This is a genomic window from Actinomycetospora flava, assembly GCF_037400335.1.
In the GTDB taxonomy this organism is placed as follows: Bacteria; Actinomycetota; Actinomycetes; order Mycobacteriales; family Pseudonocardiaceae; genus Actinomycetospora; species Actinomycetospora flava.
Genome location: NZ_JBBEGM010000019.1, coordinates 13,277 through 31,050, shown reverse-complemented (window position 1 = coordinate 31,050; position 17,774 = coordinate 13,277). Strand labels below are relative to the sequence as shown.

The window sequence follows — 17,774 nt, the reverse complement described above, 5'->3', positions numbered from 1 at the left end:
GGGCTCAGGCGGGGACGGAGGCCGGGGTCGACGAGGCGGCGGGGGAGGGGAAGCCGCCGACGGCCTGCTCGAGGACGTGCGCGACGCGCAGCACGGTGGCGTCGTCGAACGGCCGGCCGACGATCATCATCCCGACGGGCAGGCCGTCGGCGAGGCCCGCGGGCACCGAGCACGCGGGGTGGCCGGTGACGTCGAACGGGGCGGTGTTGGCGAGCATCTCGAGCGCGCGGCCGAGCACCTCGGTCGTCGAGGCGGAGGACCGGTCGGGCCGCACGGTCGCGCGCATCGGCAGGGTCGGCAGCACCAGCACGTCGACGTCGGCGAGCGCGGCGTCGTAGGCGGCGGCGAGCTTCGGCGCGAGGTTCTGCGCCATCGCGTAGTGCCGGCCGTGTGTGGTGTCGAGGCCGTACTTCCCGGCGAGCAGCACCAGCTTGACGGTGTCGGCGAAGCGGCTGCCGTCCTCGGTCCACCGGGCGCCGTAGTGGTCCATGACCTCCGGGTCGTAGAGGCCCTTCCAGTTCAGGCCGTACCCGTAGGTGTCGATCATCTGGGACGCGGCGCCCTCGGTGGCGATGACATCCCAGATCTTCGGCCCGTGGAGGTGCCACGGCACCGACACCTCCGACACCGCGAGGCCCGCGCCGGCGAGGGTGTCCACCGCGGCGCGCACGGTGTCGTCGACGGCCGCCTCGGACTCGGGCAGCCCGAAGCCCTCGCGCAGGACGCCGACCCGGAGGCCCTCGGCGCCGGCGGCCAGCGCGGCGAGGTAGTCCTGGGGCACGAGGTCGCGGGGCTGGCGCGGGTCGTGGCCGTCGGGCCCGGCGATCACCGAGAGCATGAGCGCCGCGTCGTGCACGGTGCGGGTCATCGGGCCGACGTGGTCGACGGTGTACTCGATGGGGAACGCGCCGGTGTAGGGCACGAGGCCCCAGGTCGGCTTGTGCCCGACCAGCCCGCAGTTGGCGGCCGGGATGCGGATCGAGCCGCCCTGGTCGCCGCCGGTCGCCATGTCGACGACGCCGCCCGCGACGAGCGCGCCGCTGCCGCTCGACGAGCCGCCGGCGCTGCGGGTGGTGTCCCAGGGGTTCTCGACGTCGCCGCTCGCGGCGGTGATCGAGGCGCCCGCGAAGCAGAGGTCCTCGCACACCGCCTTGCCGGCGACCGTGGCGCCGGCGGCGAGCAGCCGGGCGACCACGGTGGCGTCGGTGGCCGGGACGTAGCCCTCGACCGTCGCGGAGCCGTTGGTCATCGGGACCCCGGCGACGGCGGTGTTGTCCTTGATCGCGACGGTGCGCCCGGCGAGCGGGCCGCCCTCGGCCCCGGTGATCGACGTCTGCGCGTACCAGGCGTTGTACGGGTTGTCGGCCGGATCGGGACGCGACCAGGCCCGCTCCGGCGCCACGGGGGCGTCGGCGGCGTAGAGCTCCGCGACGGCGTCCCACGACCCCAGCAGACCGGTCACGGCCGGGAGGAACTCGTCGATCTTCTCCGGCGACAGGCCGAGGCGGTAGCCGGCGGCCACGCCCGCGAGGGCGTCGTGATCGGGGACGGGCAGAGGCATGGACGCTCCTGGGTGACGGACCGGGCCCGGACGCAGAGACCGTAGGAAGTCCCGGGAAAACACGTCAACACTCAGCGACGCATCCACATGTTTCGATCGCGTGACGGACCGTTCATGGATCCGCCGGGACCGCGGGTCAGCGGCCGGCGACGGCGTCGACGATCTCCAGCCCGCCCGGGCCGACCTCGGCGACGTAGAGGCGCGGGGCGACGAGGTCGCGGGAGCCGATGGTCTCCTCGCGCGGGGCGGGGATCCGGCGGGCGAGCGCGGCGGCGTGCGCGGACGGACCGCCGTCGGGGTCGGTGTGCAGCACGCGGGCGTAGCGGTGGATCGCCTCGTAGATCGGCTCCGAGAGCGCCGTGACCGGCGGCGCCCAGGAGCCGTAGGCGTCCCGGTAACGCGCGAGCAGGCCGTCGTTGCCGGCGAGCGGGTTGTCCTCGAAGTAGCCCAGGGCGGTCTGCAGGCCGGCGGCCGCGCGCGGGCCGATGTGGGCGAGCGTGGACTCCTCGAGCACCAGCGACACCGTCCGCACCGAGCGGCGCAGCCCCGCGGCCTCGCTCTGGCGCTCGAACGCGACCTCGTCGGCCCCGACGAGCGAGCTGAGGACCAGGTCGGCGCCCGACCGCGCGATGCGCTCGATGGTGCCGGTGAAGTCGGTGGTGCCCAGCGGGGTGAGGTCCTCGCCCGCGACGTGGCCGCCGGCGTCGGCCACCGCCCGGCGCGCGGACGCGTGCGCGCCGTGGGACCAGACGTAGCTCTGCCCGACGAGGAACCAGCGCCGGGCGTCGGCGCGGCGCATCGCGGGCGCGACGAGCGCGTCGAGCTGGGCCTGCGGGCGCTCCCCGAAGCGGACGGCGGTGGGGGAGTCGCCGCCGCCCTCGTTGATGACGGTGTGCACGACCAGGACACCGCGCCCGTCGAGCACGCGGCGCACGGCGTCGAAGCTCGCCGAGGTGGCGTTGACGAACACCGCCCGGCACCCGAGCCGCGCCATCCGCTCGGCCTCGACGCCCGCCTGCTCGGCGTCGGTGGCGTCGTCCGCGGTGAGGAGCTGCACCCGGTGGCCGGCGACGCCGCCGTCGGCGTTGATCTCGTCGACGGCGAGCCGCGCCATCAGCTCGGCGGACATCGAGTAGACCGCGCCCGGCCCCGACGCGGTGGTGATCGCCCCGAGGCGCACGGCGCCGTCGTCCGGCGGCTCGGGCAGCGGGACGCCGCGGCGGTGCAGCAGCCACTCCACGCCCTCCGGGGGCACGCTCGCCCGCACCTGCACCCGGGTGCCGCGGGACCCGGCGGGCGTGAACCGCAGGCTCAGCCGCCCGCGCCAGGGCTGGGTGTGCTCGATCTCGACGGCCGCCGACGGCACGACCCTGGTGATCCGGCCGAGGACGTCGACCCCGCGCGTGCCGCCCCGCTCGTCCAGCGGCAGCCGCATCGACACGACCGCGCCGGGGGCGACGCTGTCGCAGCGCGCGCCGAACAGCCAGCCCTCGCCGCGGGGCGACCCGAACAGCGCGAACGCCTCGGGGGGAGCGAGCGCCACCGTCCGCTCGGCCGCCACGGTCGTGTGCATCGGCGATCCGGCTCCGCTTCCTAGCCGGTGTCGCGCCCGCGCTCCCCCGGCTCTGCGTTCGCGGCGGGGGCCGGGGCGTCGTCGATGTCGTCGACGGCCTGCCGCATGATCGATTGCAGGTACACGAAGGCGTCGCGCACGGCGCCGTCGGTGTCGAGCGAATAGTAGCGATTCCGGCCCTCGCGACGCTCCCGCACGATCCCCGACGTGCGCAGGAGCCGCAGGTGGCTGGACACGGTGGTGCGACCGACCGTGCCGACGCGCTCGGCGAGCCGGTTGACCGAGAGCTCGCCCTCCTCGCCCAGCACGCTGAGGATGCGCCGCCGCACCCGGTCGGAGAGGGCGTCGAACGCGAGGTCCTCCTTCGGGTCCACCCACGGACCGTAGCACCGGTCGACGGTTGTCGACATCTGCGCGCACCACGGGTCGCCGTAGATTCGGGAGCCGTGAGCGTGCGCCGGATCGCCCCTGACGACGTCCCGACCGTCACCGCCCTCGTGCACGAGCTGGCGCGCTACGAGAAGGCCGCCGACCAGTGCCGGCTCAGGCCCGACCAGCTCGCGACGGCGCTGTTCGGCGAGCACCCGCACCTGTTCGGGCACGTCGCCGAGCAGGACGGCGAGGTGGTCGGCTGCGCGCTCTGGTTCCTCAATTACTCGACCTGGGACGGCGTGCACGGCATCTACCTCGAGGACCTTGTCGTGCGCGCCGACCGGCGCGGCGGCGGCCACGGGAAGGCCCTGCTGGTCGAGCTCGCCGCCGAGTGCGAGCGGCAGGGGTACTCACGCCTGCAGTGGTGGGTGCTCGACTGGAACTCCCCGACGATCGACTTCTACCGGTCGCTCGGTGCGGAGGCGATGGACGAATGGGTCGTCCACCGCGTCTCCGGGACGCCGCTGACGGCGCTGGCGGCGCTGGCCCGGGCCGGGAGCTGACTCAGATCGCGACGGCCAGCAGGGAGGCCACTGCCCGTCGAGGACGCCGTCGAGGACCCCGGCGGGCACCCCCGTCGTGCCCACCGCCGTGCGCAGGGCGTCGGTGCCGGCCCGCCGCGTCGAGAGCGCCGCGGCCAGGTCCGTCAGCGAGGTCCCGGAGCGGCGCACGGGCACGCCGTAGCGCGCGGCGAGGCGGGTGCAGGTCTCGCGGTCGACGTCGGGGACCCCCCGAACGGCCTGAGCTGCTGCGAGGTCGAGCGCATCCATCGCCTGTCCACCCCCGCCCCGGCGACCGGCGTCGTCCTCGGCGGGGCGCGGGGCAAGGCATGTGGAGTCGACCTTCCTGCCCGCTATCGTGTGACGGCGAGTGACCCACGACGCGCGATGCGAGGGATCGAACCGATGGCCGTCTCGAGGACCGGTGACGGTCGCGCCCCCGCGGACGTCGACACGAGCGTGGCGAGCATCGCCCGCGTGTACGACTACGCGCTGGGCGGCAAGGACCACTACGAGGCCGACCGGCAGACCATCGAGGCGGTCCGCAAGGTCGCCCCCGAGGTGCCGCTCCTGGCCGTCGACAACCGGGCGTTCCTCATCCGGGCGCTGCGGTTCCTGGCCACACAGACCGACGTCACCCAGTTCCTCGACCTCGGGTCCGGGCTCCCGACCGCGGAGAACACCCACCAGGTGGTGCAGCGCCTGCGCCCCGAGGCGCGCGTGGTCTATGTGGACAACGACCCGTCGGTGGTCGCGCACGGGCGCGCGCTGCTCGAGGACAACGAGTTCACGATGTTCAGCCCGGCGGACATCTTCGACCCGCGCAGCGTCCTCGAGGACCCCGCGATCCGGAAGTTCCTGGACTTCGGCGAGCCGATCGCCCTGATCCAGAACGGCACGCTGCACCACTACGACGACCCCGCGCGCACGCCGCAGAGCATCATGAAGGAGTACGTCGAGGCCCTTCCCTCGGGCTCGTTCGTGGTGCTCGCGCACTTCTTCGACCCGGAGGACGACGACAGCGCGCTCGCCCGCCGCATGGAGGACGTGTTCGTGCACAGCCCCATGGGCAGCGGCGTGTTCCGGACGCGGGACGAGATCCAGGCGATGTTCCCCGGCCTCGAGATGGTCGATCCCGGGCTCGTGGTCTGCGCGAGCTGGTGGCCGGACGGCCCGCTGCTCAAGCCCCTCGCGGCCGTCCAGCGCTGCATCGCGGGCGGTGTCGGGCGCAAGCCCTGACGGCTGGAGGCGCTGCGCGCGGAGACGGCCTCCGGGCGCGGGTCAGCGCGGCTGGATCTCCCCCATCGGGCCGAAGCCGTCGTGCGGGGTGTCGATGTAGAGGATCTGCGGCTGCGCCGAGACGAGGTCGGGAGCGCGGTCGAAGAAGTTCTTCACGTACGGCTGGGCCACGTGGGTCGCGCCCGCGTCGGCGTCCCGGAAGCCCTCGATGCACACGAACTCGTTCTCGTCGGTCAGGCTGCGCGAGAACTTGAAGAACAGGCAGCCCTCCTCGCTGTTGACGTCCTTCGCGTAGGAGTCGGCGAGCGCCAGCCAGTCGTCCATCTTCTCGGGGCGGATCGGCATGACGATGTTGATGAGGATCATCTCGGCTCCCACGAGGTCGACAGCGGCCCGGCCATCGTCGTGAGGTCCACGACCCCGGGTCAAGATCGGCTCGTCAGGTGCAGAAAGCCGTCACCGCGCGGTCGCGTGCAGCAGCACCGTCTCGACGTCGCCGCTGTCCATGAGCCGGCCCAGGACCTCCTCCTGGTGGTGGGCCTGGCGCCACTGCGGGTGGTCGCCGTGGTCGCGGCGCACGATCTCGTCGACCGCGTCGGCGCGCGCGACCCAGTCCTCCGGCGCGCCGGGCAGCGCCGCGCCGTCGACCTCGTCGTCGATGCGGAAGCCGCTGGCGGCCAGGTCGGCGCGCAGCGAGTCGCGTGTCGGGAACTCGTTGCCCTCCGGCGACTCGGACAGGGGCCGGTCGGCGACGAGGACCAGCAGGCCGAGCCGCCCGCCCGGGCGCAGGACGCGGTGGAGCTCGGTGAGCACCTCGCGCTTCTCGGACGTCGTGCACAGCACCCCGAGCAACCACGCCGCCGCCACCGAGTCGTCGGGCAGCGGGAGGTCCTGGGACCAGGCGGCGACGCTGGGCAGGTCGAACAGCCGCCGGGCGGCCGCGGCGGCGTGGGTCATCGGCTCGGCGAGCAGCGCGGGGCCGCGCCAGCGGTCGTGGAGGTAGCCGGTCAGCCAGGCCGCGGGACCGCCGAGCCCCGCGCCCGCGTCGAGGAACGGGTCGTCGCCGGAGAGGCCGAGGCCCTCCGCGAGCCAGGCGAGCTCGGGCGGCGACCCGCTGCCGCGGCAGGCGGCCGGGATGGCGTGCGCCTGGCCCAGCTCGGCGACCGCCTGCTCGGTCCACGCGGCGACCGTGTCGAACTCGGCCACCATCGGGGTCGTCTCGCTGGTCGTCTCGCTCATCGGACCGCCTTCCGCACGCGCCGTGCGATCTCGGCCTGCACCTCGGCGGCCTCGACGTGGCCGGCCGAGGAGGCACGGCCGGACAGGTTGACCCCGACGACGCCGGGCACCGCGAGCAGCGCCTCGGCCTCCTCGACGGCGGCGTCGATGCCGGCCGCGACCGGGTCGGGAGAGCCCAGGACCGCGGCGACCCGCACGGGGTCCATCGCGAGGCCCGGGAAGGCGAGCAGCGAGTCGGCCGCCGCCTCGTCGGTGTAGACGGCGACCGCCCCGAGGACCGGCAGGTCGGCGCCGTGCCGGCGGGCGTCGCGCAGGAAGTCGTCGAGCTCGGCGGGCGCGGCGACGTGGTTGGACACCGCCAGCGAGGCGCCCGCCCGCTGCTTCTCGGCGAGCACCCGCACCCGGGCCTCCCGGGGCGGCGCGGACGGCGTGATCGCGACCGTCGCGGCGAGCCCGGAGGTCGCGGCGAGGTGGGTCAGGCGGGTGGCGTCGAGGTCGAAGACCTGCGTGACGCCGGGCCGCACGTCGGGGCCGCGGATGTCGCCGGTGACGCAGAGCGCGCCCTCGACACCCAGCGCGGCGAGCCCGGCGAGCTCCTGCTCGAGCACGACGCGGTTGCGGTCCCGGCAGGTCAGCGTCATCCAGGGGTGCGCGCCGACCGCCCGCAGCTGGGCCGCCACGAACGTCGGGGGGAAGGTCGGCTGGTGATGGATGTCGCCCGAGAGCACCGCGTCCGACACCGGCGCGACGATCTCCGCGGCCGTCGTCAGGGCCTCGAGATCGAACGAGGGCACGCTGAGGTCGGTGAGCACGACCGGTGCCTCCCGGGACCGGGCCAGCAGCCCGTCGGGGGCGGTCGACCGCCGGGTCCCGACGGCCGAGCCGGGCCACGGGTGCACCGGCGCCGGATCGTGGGCGTCGGCCCACGGGCAGGGGATCGCGGCGTCGAGCTCGCAGCCCCCCGTGTCGCGGACCCCGCCGCAGGGGCCGAACACCATCCGCTTGGGGCAGCCCTCGGTGGTGGAGCTGTCGACGTTCATCGGTGCGCGATGCCCGATCCGCGGCGTCCGGCAAACGGTGACCTGGCACGCGCTGCGAGGCACGTGGCACGCGTCGTCAGTCCGGCCCCGGATCCGTCCGCCACGCTCGTCGCACCGAGACCGAGGAGGACCCATGGCCCAGGTGGTGCGTGCGGCGGCGGTGCAGGCCGAGCCGCGGTGGCTGGAGCTGGAGGCCGGCGTCGAGCAGGTGATCTCCTACATCGCCGACGCCGCCGCCCGCGGCGCGCAGCTCGTCGCCTTCCCGGAGACGTTCGTCCCGGGCTACCCGTGGTGGATCTGGCTGGACTCGCCGGCCGCGGGCATGGCGTTCGTGCCCCGCTACGCCGAGAACTCGATGACCCGCGACGGCCAGGAGATGCGCCGGATCGCCGCGGCGGCGGCCGAGCACCGCATCCACGTCGTGCTCGGGTTCAGCGAGCGCGCCGGCGGCAGCCTCTACATGTCGCAGGCGCTGATCTCCGACGCCGGCGAGGTCGTCGGCGTGCGCCGCAAGCTCAAGCCGACCCACGTCGAGCGCTCGGTGTTCGGGGAGGGCGACGGCAGCGACATCCAGGTCCACGACACCGCGCTGGGCCGGGTCGGCGCGCTGAACTGCTGGGAGCACTTCCAGCCGCTGACGAAGTACGCGATGTACTCGCTCGGCGAGCAGATCCACGTCGGGGCGTGGCCCAGCTTCTCGGTCTACCGCGGCGCCGCGCAGGCCCTGGGCCCGGAGGTCAACAACGCCGCGAGCCTCGTCTACGCCGTCGAGGGGCAGACGTTCGTCGTGGCCCCGTGTGCGGTGGTGGGCCGGGCCGGGCACGACCTGTGGTGCGACACCGACCTCAAACGCCAGCTCCTGCTGCAGGGCGGCGGCTTCGCGCGCATCTTCGGCCCCGAGGGCAGCCCGCTGGGCGGGGACCTGGCCGAGACCGAGGAGGGCCTGGTGATCGCCGATCTGGACTTCTCGATGATCGCCATCGCGAAGTCGGCCGCCGACCCGGTCGGGCACTACTCGCGCCCCGACGTGCTGCGCCTGCTCATCAACCGTGCGCCGACGCCGGTCGTCGTCGAGCGGGAGACGACGATGCCCGGGTTCGTCGACGCCGACCGGCTCAGCCCCGCGGAGTAGGGCAACCTCCCGGGGTGTGACGGCGACGGATCGGGCGACGGAGCGGGGATCGAGCGTCGGGATCGCGACGATCGGCGCGGTCGGCGGGGTGGTCGGCGGCCTGATCGGCGGGGGCGCCGGGGTGCTGTACGTCCCGGCGCTCGACCGCTTCACGGCGATGAGCCGGGCCCGTGTGCACGGCACCTCGACGATCGCCCAGATCGGCCTCTGCGTGGCCGGGGTCGCCGCGTACGCCGTCGGCGGCGGGGCGATCGACCTGCGCGTCGGCATCCCGATGATGATCGGAGGGACGCTCGGCGGGTTCCTCGGGCCGTGGCTGCTCGCGCGCAGCAGCGAGATCGTGCTGCGGGTGCTGCTGATCGCGATCCTGGTGCTCACCGCGGCGAAGTTCGCGGTCGACGCCTTCGGCCCGCCGCTGTTCACCCACGCGCTGGTGTCGCCCGGGCTGCTGGCGAACCCGTGGTTCCTCGTGCCGACGGCGATCGCGGTCGGCGTGGTGGTCGGGGCCTGGGCGGGCGCCATGGGGCTGGGCGGCGGGCTGCTCGCCGTGCCGGCGATGGTGCTGCTGTTCGGGGTCGAGCTGCACGTCGCGGCCGGGACCTCGCTGCTGATGTTCATCCCGAACTCGGTGGTCGGCTCCTGGGTGCACATCCGCCAGGGCACCGCGTCCGCGCGCTGGGGCTGGCTGCTGGGGCTGGCCTCCGTGCCCGGCGTGATCACCGGGGCCCTGCTCGGGCTCGCGCTGGACACCGAGGTGCTCGGGCTGGTGTTCGGGACGTTCGCGCTGCTCATGGCCGTGCGGGAGATCGTGGCGCTGGCCCGTGGGCGGGGTCGGCACGCGTGACGTAGAAACGATGCCGTGCACTACGCGGCGATCGGCGACAGCTTCACCGAGGGCGTGGGCGACGAGCAGCCGGACGGGTCGACCCGCGGCTGGGCGGACCTCGTCGCGGCGGGCCTGGCGCGGACGCGGGGCGAGCCCGTCGGGTACGCGAACCTGGCCGTGCGCGGGCGCCTGCTCGCCCCGATCGTCACCGACCAGCTCGACGCCGCCCTCGCGCTCGACCCGGCGCCGACGCTGCTGACCCTCAACGGCGGCGGCAACGACATGCTGCGCCGGCACATCGAGGCGCCCGACCTGGTCGCGCTCACCGAGACCGCCGTGCAGCGCTGCGCCGACGCCGGCGTGCGCCTCGTGCTCATCTCGGGGGCCGACCCGTCGGCGCGGCTCCCGCTCGGCGGGGTCGTGCACCGCCGCGGCGAGGAGCTCACCGCGGGGATCGCCGAGCTCGCGACGCGGTACGGGACCGACTTCGTCGACGTCTTCCACGACGCCGAGATCCGCCGGCCCGCCTACTGGTCGGCCGACCGGCTGCACCTGGGCCCGACGGGGCACCGGCGGGTGGCCTCGTTGATCCTGGCGGCGCTCGGGGAGGGGCCGGCGCCCGGGGCCGGTGCTGCGGACGGGCCGCGCCGGAGCCCGCTCGACGAGCTGCGCTACTACCGCGAGCACGTGGTCCCGTGGGTGGGCCGGCGGCTGCGGGGCCACTCGTCGGGCGACGGCCGCGACGGCAAGCACGTCTCCTGGGTGACGGTGCCGCCCCCCGAGCGGACGTCGGTCTGATGGCGCGCGGCCAGGTGCCGATCCCCGGCGGCTCCTTCGTCATGGGCGACCACCACGGCGACGGCGACCCCGCCGACGGCGAGCGCCCGCTGCACCGGGTCACGGTGTCGCCGTTCGCGATGGACGCCACCACGGTCACCAACGCCGCGTTCGCGCGGTTCGTCAAGGACACCGGCTTCGTCACCGACGCCGAGCGCTGGGGCTCGTCGGCCGTGTTCCACCTGGCGTTCACCGGGGACCGCTCCGACGTCCTGACCAGCGTCGACGGTGCCCCCTGGTGGCTCGCGGTGCGCGACGCGTGCTGGCGGCGCCCCGAGGGGCCGGGCTCGTCGATCGGCGACCGTGCGAACCACCCCGTCGTGCACGTGTCGTGGGACGACGCGACCGCCTACTGCGCGTGGGCCGGCAAGCGCCTGCCGACCGAGGCGGAGTGGGAGTACGCCGCCCGCGGCGGGCTCGAGGGCGCGCGGTTCCCGTGGGGCGACACGATCGGCCCGAGATGGCCCCTCAACATCTGGCAGGGCCGGTTCCCGACCGAGAACACCCGCGACGACGGCTACCTGACGACCGCGCCGGTGAAGACGTACCGGGCCAACGGGCTCGGGCTGTGGCAGACCGTCGGCAACGTCTGGGAGTGGTGCGCCGACCGCTTCGCCGCCGACTGGTACGCCCGCTCCCCGGAGCAGGACCCGGTGGGGCCCGAGGAGGGCGCCGCGCGGGTCATGCGCGGCGGGTCGTACCTGTGCCACGACTCGTACTGCAACCGCTACCGCGTCGCGGCGCGCACCTCGAACACCCCGGAGTCGAGCTCGGGGAACCTCGGGTTCCGGTGTGCGGCGTCAGTGTGAGGCCAGGACGCGCCGACGGAGGCCGGTGTCGTCCTGCTCCCGGTGTGCCCCCGTGAGATCGATGCGCACCGTGTGCACCCTGCCGGTGAAGGCGTTGTCGCCCGCGGCGTAGTCGTCGCTGACCGGGGTGCCGAGGTCGACGCCGACGTCGAAGGTCTCGTCGAAGGAGAAGTAGTACGGGATCGTCGCGTCGATCCGGACCGCCCCGACCTCGCGCCCGTCGACCCGCAACGTCGCGACGCCGCCCCGGCCGACACCCCCGCCGTCGTACGCGAAGTCCATCCGCACCTCGTGCCGTCCTGCGCCCAGCGCCTCGCCGGCGCGGATCGTGTGCCGGCGCAGGCCGAAGTAGTTGTAGACGTAGCAGGCGCGGCCGTCGAGGACGTAGAGCGCCCAGCCCCCGAACCGCCCGCCCTGGGCGACGAGGACGCCCTCGCCCGGCGCGTCGATGTCCGCGATGACGGCGTGGGAGCGGTTCTTGACGTTCGGGGTGGTCTCCTCGATGAGCCGGCGCGTCGCGCCCCGGTAGGTGACCGACGTGCGGTCGCCGACGAGGTCGAGCCGGCCCGCGAGCTGCGGGTTCTCGCGCTCGGTGACGCGGTCGTCGAGGGGCAGGACCTGGTACTTCGCCGCCTCGACGAGGAACAGGTCGCGCAGCCGGGCGAGCGTCTCGGGGTGCTCGGCGGCGACGTCGTGGGCCTGGCTCGGGTCGACGGTGGTGTCGTAGAGCTCCCAGACGTCCTCGCGGAACGCGCCGCGACGCGCCGGCACCATCTCCCACGGGATGCCGTGACGGGTCACCGCCGTCCAGCCCTCGTGGTAGATGCCGCGGTTGCCGCACATCTCGAAGTACTGGGTGCGGCGGCGGCCGGGGGCGTCCGGGTCGCCGAATGTGTACCGCATGCTCGTGCCCTCGATGGGCTGCTGCGCGACACCGTCGACGCTGGTCGGGGCCACGACGCCCGCGCAGTCGAGGATCGTGGGCAGCACGTCGACGACGTGGTGGAACTGGTGGCGCAGGCCGCCGCCGTCGCTGATGCCGCGCGGCCAGTGCACGACCAGCCCGTCGCGGGTGCCGCCGAAGTGCGACGCGACCTGCTTGGTCCACTGGTAGGGCGTGTTCATCGCCAGCGCCCACCCGACCGGGGCGATGGGGTAGCTCGCCGGCCCGCCGATCTCGTCGAGGTGGCCGATCATGTCGGCCGGGTCGTCGACGACACCGTGCCCGAGGCGGTGCTCGACGTGCGTGCCCTCGATCCCGCCCTCGCCCGAGGCGCCGTTGTCGCCGAGCAGGTAGAGGAACAGCGTGTTGTCCAGCTCGCCGAGCGCCTCGAGCTCGGCGACGAACCGCGCGAGCTGGGTGTCGGCGTGCTCGGTGAACCCCGCGAACGTCTCCATGAACCGGGCGCCGAGGCGCCGGCGGTCGTCGTCGAGGTCGTCCCAGTGCGGCACGCCGTCCGGCCATCCGGAGAGCTCGGCGTCCTCGGGCACGACCCCGAGCGCCTTCTGCTGCTTCAGGGTCCGCTCGCGCAGCTCGTCCCAGCCGCCGTCGAACTCGCCGCGGTAGCGCTCCTGCCAGCCCGGGGCGACGTGCAGCGGGGCGTGCGAGGCCCCGAAGGCGACGTAGGTGAAGAACGGGCGGTCGGGAGTCATGGTCCGCTGGGTGTGCACCCAGTCGATCGCGCGGTCGACGAGGTCCTCGGAGAGGTGGTAGCCGTCCTCGGGCCGGCGGGTGGGCTCCACGGGCGTCGTGCCCTGGTAGAGCAGCGGGTACCAGTGGTTCATCTCGCAGGCCATGAAGCCGTAGAAGTGGTCGAACCCCTCGCCGGTGGGCCAGCGGTCGAACGGGCCGACGGGGCTGATCTCGGCCGGCGGGGTCTGGTGCCACTTGCCGAAGGCGGCGGTGCTGTAGCCGTTGCCCTGCAGCGTGCGCGCGAGCGTCGCCGCGCTGCGCGGGCGGAAGCCGGTGTAGCCGGGTGCGGAGGTCGCCATCTCCGTGGTGGCGCCCATGCCGACCGAGTGGTGGTTGCGTCCGGTCATCAGCGACTGGCGGGTCGGCGAGCACAGCGCGGTGACGTGGAAGCGCGTGTAGCGCAGGCCGTCGGCGGCGAGGCGGTCGGCGGTCGGCATCCGGCACGGGCCTCCGAAGGCGCTGGAGCTGCCGAAGCCGAGGTCGTCGAGCACCACGAGGACGACGTTGGGGGCGCCCGCGGGCGCGGCCGTCGGGCGCACCGGCTCGAACGCGCCCTGCTGCTCGTCGACACCTAGAGCGGTCACCACGTGCTGCCGGACGTCGGGTTCGGGCAGGACACGGCGGCCGTCCGGGATGCTCACGCCACCACCTTCCGTCGGGCCATCGTTCGTGTCCACTGGACGTCATCGCACAGGGGTGTTCAGCTCTCCTGTATGGAGCTGTCGCTGCGCCGGCTGCGGACGCTGCGCGAGGTGGCGCGCCGCGGCGGGGTCAACGCCGCCGCGGCGTCCCTGCACTACTCGCCGTCGGCGGTGTCGCAGCAGCTCGAGGCGCTGAGCACGGAGGTCGGCGCCGCGGTGCTCGAGCGGCGCGGGCGGGGGGTGCGGCTCACGCCGGTCGGCCGCGTGCTCATCGAGCACGCCGACGTCCTGCTGAGCGCCGAGCAGCGGGCGTGCGCGGCGGTCGAGGAGGCACGTCACACCCTGACCGCGCGGCTCGAGGTCGGCGTGTTCGCCGCGGCCGCCGCGTCGCTGCTGCCCGCCGCGATCGCCGACCTCGCCGCCCACCACCCGGGCATCACCCTGGACAGCTACGAGATCGACACCGACGACGCGGTCACCGACCTGCGCCACGGCCAGCTCGACCTCGCGCTCCTGCTCGACTACCCCGACGCCCCCGAGCCCTGGGCCGGCGACCTCGCCGTCGTCCCGCTGGGGCTCGACCGGATCCACCTCGCCGCCCCGGCCGACAGTCCCTACGCGCCCGGCGTCGACCTCGCCGGGCTCGCGCACGAGCACTGGATCATCTCGGGGCCGCGCACCTACTACGGGCGCGCCGTGCGCAGCGCCTGCCGCCGCGCCGGCTTCGACCCCGTCGTGCGCCACCACGTCGACGGCCTGGCCACGGCGCTGGCGATGGTCGCCGCCGGCCTGGGGGTCACGCTCGCCAGCGACCTCGGCCGCGTCTTCGCCCCGGCGGACGGCGTGCGCATCGTGCCGTTCGAGCAGCCGCTGCGCCGCACCATCGTCGTCGCGCACCTCCCGCACGCCGACGACCGCCCCACCGTCCGCGCGGTGATCGACGCCCTCACCCGCGCCGCCGCCGGCCAAGGCCTCGGCCCCGTCGACCCGGCCTGAGCGTGGAGATCGCTCAGGGCTGCGGCGCCACGAAGGTCCGCGCCGCGTACCCGAACCACTGGTCCCGGAAGGCGCGCGCCGCGAGGCTGACCGCCGCTTTCGGAACGATCGCGTCGAACCCGTGGTACGCGCCCGGGAACTCGCGGAACTCCACGGGCACCCCCGCGGCGCGCAGGTTCTCCACGTAGCGGACGGTCTCGTCGCGGAACGCCTCGATGTCGCCGACGTAGGTCATGGTCGGCGGCAGGCCCGCGTAGTCGGTGGCGCGCGCCGGCGCGGCGTACGCGGGCACGTCGTCGGTGCCCGCCAGGTCGCCGAGGTACATCCGCCAGGCCGAGCGGTTGGTGACCGCGTCCCAGATCGGGGCGTCGTTGTCGCGGGTGGAGTCGTTGTCGCCGCGGTCGTCGATCATCGGGTAGATCGGCATCTGGAACGCGACGGCGATCTCGCCGCGGTCGCGGGCCAGCAGCGTCGTCGCCGCGGTCAGCCCGCCGCCGGCGCTGGCGCCGCCGACGGCGATCTGGTCGGTCCGCGCCCCGAGCCGGTCGGCGTTCTCCCGCAGCCAGCGCAGCGCGGCGTAGCAGTCGTCGAGCGCCGCCGGGTAGGGCGCCTCGGTGCTCAGCCGGTAGTCGGGGGTGACGACGACGGCCCCGCTGCCGCCGATCAGCGCGCGGAAGCCGGACGCCTCGTACTCGGCGGCGCCGGTCGCGTAGCCACCGCCGTGGATCCACAGCAGGGCCGGTCCTGGTTCCGGGGTCGGCGCCGCCGACCGGTAGACGAACAGCCGCAGCGTCGACCCGTCCGGCCGGGTCACCAGCTCGATGTCGCGCGTGAGCCCGCGGGGGACGCGGCCGCGCAGCCAGGTGTCGACGACGGCGGGCACGGACATCCCGCGCCGCAGCTGCTCCTCCGACCGCGCAGCGAGCATCCGGCCCATCAGCGCGCCGCGCCGGCGCAGCTCCGGGTCGATCATGTCGCGACGAACCTGCATGCTGCTCTCCCATGAGTGCGCCGTGGACCGACCATGTCATCTGGTGGCAGGTCTACCCCTTGGGCTTCGTCGGCGCCGAGCGCGAGGCGCTGCCGCCGGGTGACGCTCCGCACCACCGCCTCGGGCGGCTCGAGCCCTGGCTCGACTACCTGCTCGAGCTCGGCTGCTCCGGGCTCGCGCTGGGCCCGGTGTTCGCCTCGGGCAGCCACGGCTACGACACCACCGACTTCTTCCGCATCGACCCGCGCCTCGGCGACGACGGCGACTTCGACCGCCTCGTCGAGGCGTGCCGGTCGCGGGGCATCCGGGTGCTGCTCGACGGCGTGTTCAACCACGTCGGCCGCGACTTCGAGCCCTTCCGGCGCGCCGAGCAGGGCGACCCCGAGGCGCGCCGCTGGTTCCGGTGGCACGGGAAGCACGGCGAGCACCCGGAGTTCTTCGAGGGCCACGACCTCCTCGTCGCCCTGGACCACGACGAGCCGGCCGTCCAGGAGCACGTCGGCGCGGTGATGCGGCACTGGCTCGGCCGCGGGGCGGACGGGTGGCGGCTGGACGCGGCCTACCAGGTGCCGCACGCGTTCTGGCGCGCGGTCCTGCCCGGCGTGCGCGCCGAGCACCCCGACGCGTGGTTCGTCGGCGAGGTCATCCACGGCGACTACGCCGCGTTCGTCACCGAGACCGGGCTCGACGCGGTGACCCAGTACGAGCTGTGGAAGGCGATCTGGAGCGCGCTCAACGACCGCAACTTCTACGAGCTCGCGCACGCGATCGAGCGGCACTCGGCGATGCTCGACACCTTCGCCCCGCAGACCTTCCTCGGCAACCACGACGTCACGCGCATCGCCAGCCGCCTCGAGAACGGCGAGCACCTGGGGCACGCTCTCGCGGTGCTGATGGGCGTCGGCGGCGTTCCGACGATCTACGCCGGCGACGAGCAGGCGTTCACCGGGGTCAAGGAGGAGCACGAGTTCGGCGACGACGCGGTGCGCCCGCCGTTCCCCGACGACCCCGCCGGGCTCGCCCCGTTCGGCGCCCCGACCCGCGAGCTGCACCAGCGCCTCATCGGCGTCCGGCGGCGCCACCCGTGGCTCACCCGCGCCCGCACCGCCGTCGAGCACCTCGACAACACGACCCTCGCGCTGCGCAGCACCGGCCCCGACGAGGCGGTCGTCGTCCTGCTCTCCACCGACGACGAGCCCCGGCGGTTCCCGGACCTGCCGCACGGCGAGACGCTCGCGGAGGCCACGGGGACCGACGACCCCCTCCTGCTCCCGCCGCACACCTGGCGCATGCTCAGGGGATGAGCGCGATCTTCCCCGTCACGGCGCGCTCGGCGAACAGGCCGAGCACCGCGCCGGCCTCGTCGAGCGGGCGGCGGGCGGGCTCGGGCGGGTGCAGCTCGCCGCGGTCGACCCGCGCGAGCAGGTCGCCGATCAGCGCGGTCGCGTCCGGCGGCGAGGTGCGCGCCCAGTCGCCCCAGTCGACGCCGACCACGGTGCGGTTGCCGATGAGGACCCGGTTGGCGGGCAGGCGGGGGATCGCGCCCGCGGTGAAGCCGAGCACGGCGTAGCGCCCGAACGGCCGCAGCGCGCGCAGGGCGGGCTCGGCGGCGTCGCCGCCGACCGGGTCGATGACGACGTCGGCGCCGCCGTCGGTGTGCGCGCGGATCGCGTCCTTGAGCTGGTCGTAGCCGATCGCGTCCTCGGCCCCCGAGACCAGGGCCGCCCGCCGCTTGTCCTCGGTCGACGCCACCGCCAGCACCCGCGCCCCGAGCCCGCGGGCGACGTCGACCGCGGCGAGCCCGATCCCGCCGCCGGCGCCCAGCACCACGACGCGCTCGCCCGCGGCGATGGGCAGGCGGTGGGTGACGGCGAACAGCAGGGTGCTGTAGCTCTCGAGCGCGGTGGCCGCGACGGCGGCGTCGACGTCCTCCGACAGCGGCGCCACCTCCTCGGCGGGCACCACCACGTGGGACGCGTCGGCGCCGAACCCCATCATCAGCGCCGCGACCCGGCACCCGCCGAACCGCCGGTCGACGCCCTCCCCGACGGCCGCGATCCGCCCGGCGACCGCGCTGCCCGGCGTGAACGGCAGCTCGGGACGCAGCTGGTAGCCGCCGCGCACGATGAGCGCGTCGACGAAGCTGGCGCCGGCGGCCTCGACGGCGACGACGACCTGCCCCGGCCCGGGGGTGGGGTCGGGCTCCTCGACGACCTCGAGGTGATCGGTCGGCCCGAACTCGCGACACAGCACTCGGCGCACGGC

Annotated in this window: 17 protein-coding genes; 8 read left to right on the top strand and 9 right to left on the bottom strand. The window is 74.7% G+C overall.

The features are described from left to right. Positions 1-4 precede the first annotated feature (4 nt). From WCD58_RS30590 to WCD58_RS30580, 3 genes are all read right to left on the bottom strand, one after another. Positions 5-1,561: an amidase gene (locus WCD58_RS30590; protein WP_337706915.1), complete on the bottom strand. Its 1,557-nt coding sequence runs from the start codon at positions 1,559-1,561 to the stop codon at positions 5-7. Between the two features lie 136 nt (positions 1,562-1,697). Further along, positions 1,698-3,134, bottom strand: coding sequence for an ABC transporter substrate-binding protein (locus WCD58_RS30585; RefSeq protein WP_337706914.1), 1,437 nt, complete (start codon positions 3,132-3,134; stop codon positions 1,698-1,700). A 20-nt stretch (positions 3,135-3,154) separates the two neighbouring features. Beyond that, the gene (locus tag WCD58_RS30580) at positions 3,155-3,508 is read right to left on the bottom strand and encodes an ArsR/SmtB family transcription factor (RefSeq protein WP_337706913.1); all 354 of its coding nucleotides are present in this window, start codon (positions 3,506-3,508) and stop codon (positions 3,155-3,157) included. Positions 3,509-3,580: 72 nt separating this feature from the next. On the opposite strand from WCD58_RS30580, the gene WCD58_RS30575 reads away from it, so the two are divergent. Continuing rightward, on the top strand, positions 3,581-4,069 hold the full coding sequence (locus WCD58_RS30575) for a GNAT family N-acetyltransferase (RefSeq protein WP_337706912.1): 489 nt from the start codon (positions 3,581-3,583) through the stop codon (positions 4,067-4,069). A gap of 402 nt (positions 4,070-4,471) precedes the next feature. After that, a complete protein-coding gene (locus WCD58_RS30570; protein ID WP_337706911.1) occupies positions 4,472-5,305 on the top strand; it encodes an SAM-dependent methyltransferase in 834 nt (277 codons plus the stop codon). 42 nt (positions 5,306-5,347) lie between these two features. Here WCD58_RS30570 and WCD58_RS30565 read toward each other — a convergent pair whose 3' ends face one another. From WCD58_RS30565 to WCD58_RS30555, 3 genes are all read right to left on the bottom strand, one after another. Further along, entirely contained in the window at positions 5,348-5,671 is a 324-nt protein-coding gene (locus WCD58_RS30565; protein ID WP_337706910.1) for a putative quinol monooxygenase, read from the bottom strand. 90 nt (positions 5,672-5,761) lie between these two features. Then, on the bottom strand, positions 5,762-6,544 hold the full coding sequence (locus tag WCD58_RS30560) for a class I SAM-dependent methyltransferase (protein WP_337706909.1): 783 nt from the start codon (positions 6,542-6,544) through the stop codon (positions 5,762-5,764). Beyond that, on the bottom strand, positions 6,541-7,584 hold the full coding sequence (locus WCD58_RS30555) for a methylenetetrahydrofolate reductase C-terminal domain-containing protein (protein WP_337706908.1): 1,044 nt from the start codon (positions 7,582-7,584) through the stop codon (positions 6,541-6,543). Before WCD58_RS30555 ends, WCD58_RS30560 begins: the two co-directional genes overlap by 4 nt. Positions 7,585-7,717: 133 nt before the next feature. Between WCD58_RS30555 and WCD58_RS30550 the strand changes: the two genes are divergently transcribed. The 4 genes from WCD58_RS30550 to WCD58_RS30535 are packed head-to-tail and all read left to right on the top strand — an operon-like array spanning position 7,718 to position 11,188. After that, positions 7,718-8,716 carry a carbon-nitrogen hydrolase family protein gene (locus WCD58_RS30550; RefSeq protein ID WP_337706907.1) on the top strand — a complete coding sequence of 333 codons (999 nt, stop codon included), beginning with the start codon at positions 7,718-7,720 and terminating at the stop codon, positions 8,714-8,716. A 16-nt stretch (positions 8,717-8,732) separates the two neighbouring features. Then, complete coding sequence (locus tag WCD58_RS30545) at positions 8,733-9,560, top strand: sulfite exporter TauE/SafE family protein (RefSeq protein ID WP_337706906.1); 828 nt, start codon at positions 8,733-8,735, stop codon at positions 9,558-9,560. A gap of 15 nt (positions 9,561-9,575) precedes the next feature. Next, on the top strand, positions 9,576-10,340 hold the full coding sequence (locus tag WCD58_RS30540) for an SGNH/GDSL hydrolase family protein (RefSeq protein ID WP_337706905.1): 765 nt from the start codon (positions 9,576-9,578) through the stop codon (positions 10,338-10,340). Further along, on the top strand, positions 10,340-11,188 hold the full coding sequence (locus tag WCD58_RS30535; RefSeq protein ID WP_337706904.1) for a formylglycine-generating enzyme family protein: 849 nt from the start codon (positions 10,340-10,342) through the stop codon (positions 11,186-11,188). The genes WCD58_RS30540 and WCD58_RS30535 overlap by 1 nt, the downstream gene beginning before the upstream one ends. On the opposite strand, the gene WCD58_RS30530 is transcribed toward WCD58_RS30535, so the two are convergent. Next, positions 11,180-13,522: an arylsulfatase gene (locus WCD58_RS30530; RefSeq protein WP_337706903.1), complete on the bottom strand. Its 2,343-nt coding sequence runs from the start codon at positions 13,520-13,522 to the stop codon at positions 11,180-11,182. The two genes, WCD58_RS30535 and WCD58_RS30530, sit on opposite strands and share 9 nt — an antisense overlap. Before the next feature lie 72 nt (positions 13,523-13,594). On the opposite strand from WCD58_RS30530, the gene WCD58_RS30525 reads away from it, so the two are divergent. Next, the gene (locus tag WCD58_RS30525; RefSeq protein WP_337706902.1) at positions 13,595-14,518 is read left to right on the top strand and encodes a LysR family transcriptional regulator; all 924 of its coding nucleotides are present in this window, start codon (positions 13,595-13,597) and stop codon (positions 14,516-14,518) included. Between the two features lie 13 nt (positions 14,519-14,531). Here WCD58_RS30525 and WCD58_RS30520 read toward each other — a convergent pair whose 3' ends face one another. Next, on the bottom strand, positions 14,532-15,509 hold the full coding sequence (locus WCD58_RS30520) for an alpha/beta hydrolase (RefSeq protein WP_337706901.1): 978 nt from the start codon (positions 15,507-15,509) through the stop codon (positions 14,532-14,534). Between the two features lie 11 nt (positions 15,510-15,520). On the opposite strand from WCD58_RS30520, the gene WCD58_RS30515 reads away from it, so the two are divergent. After that, on the top strand, positions 15,521-16,813 hold the full coding sequence (locus WCD58_RS30515; RefSeq protein ID WP_337706900.1) for an alpha-amylase family glycosyl hydrolase: 1,293 nt from the start codon (positions 15,521-15,523) through the stop codon (positions 16,811-16,813). On the opposite strand, the gene WCD58_RS30510 is transcribed toward WCD58_RS30515, so the two are convergent. Further along, positions 16,803-17,771 (bottom strand): zinc-binding dehydrogenase, encoded by a 969-nt coding sequence (locus WCD58_RS30510; RefSeq protein WP_337706899.1) that lies wholly within the window; start codon positions 17,769-17,771, stop codon positions 16,803-16,805. The genes WCD58_RS30515 and WCD58_RS30510 overlap by 11 nt on opposite strands. Positions 17,772-17,774: the final 3 nt, after the last annotated feature.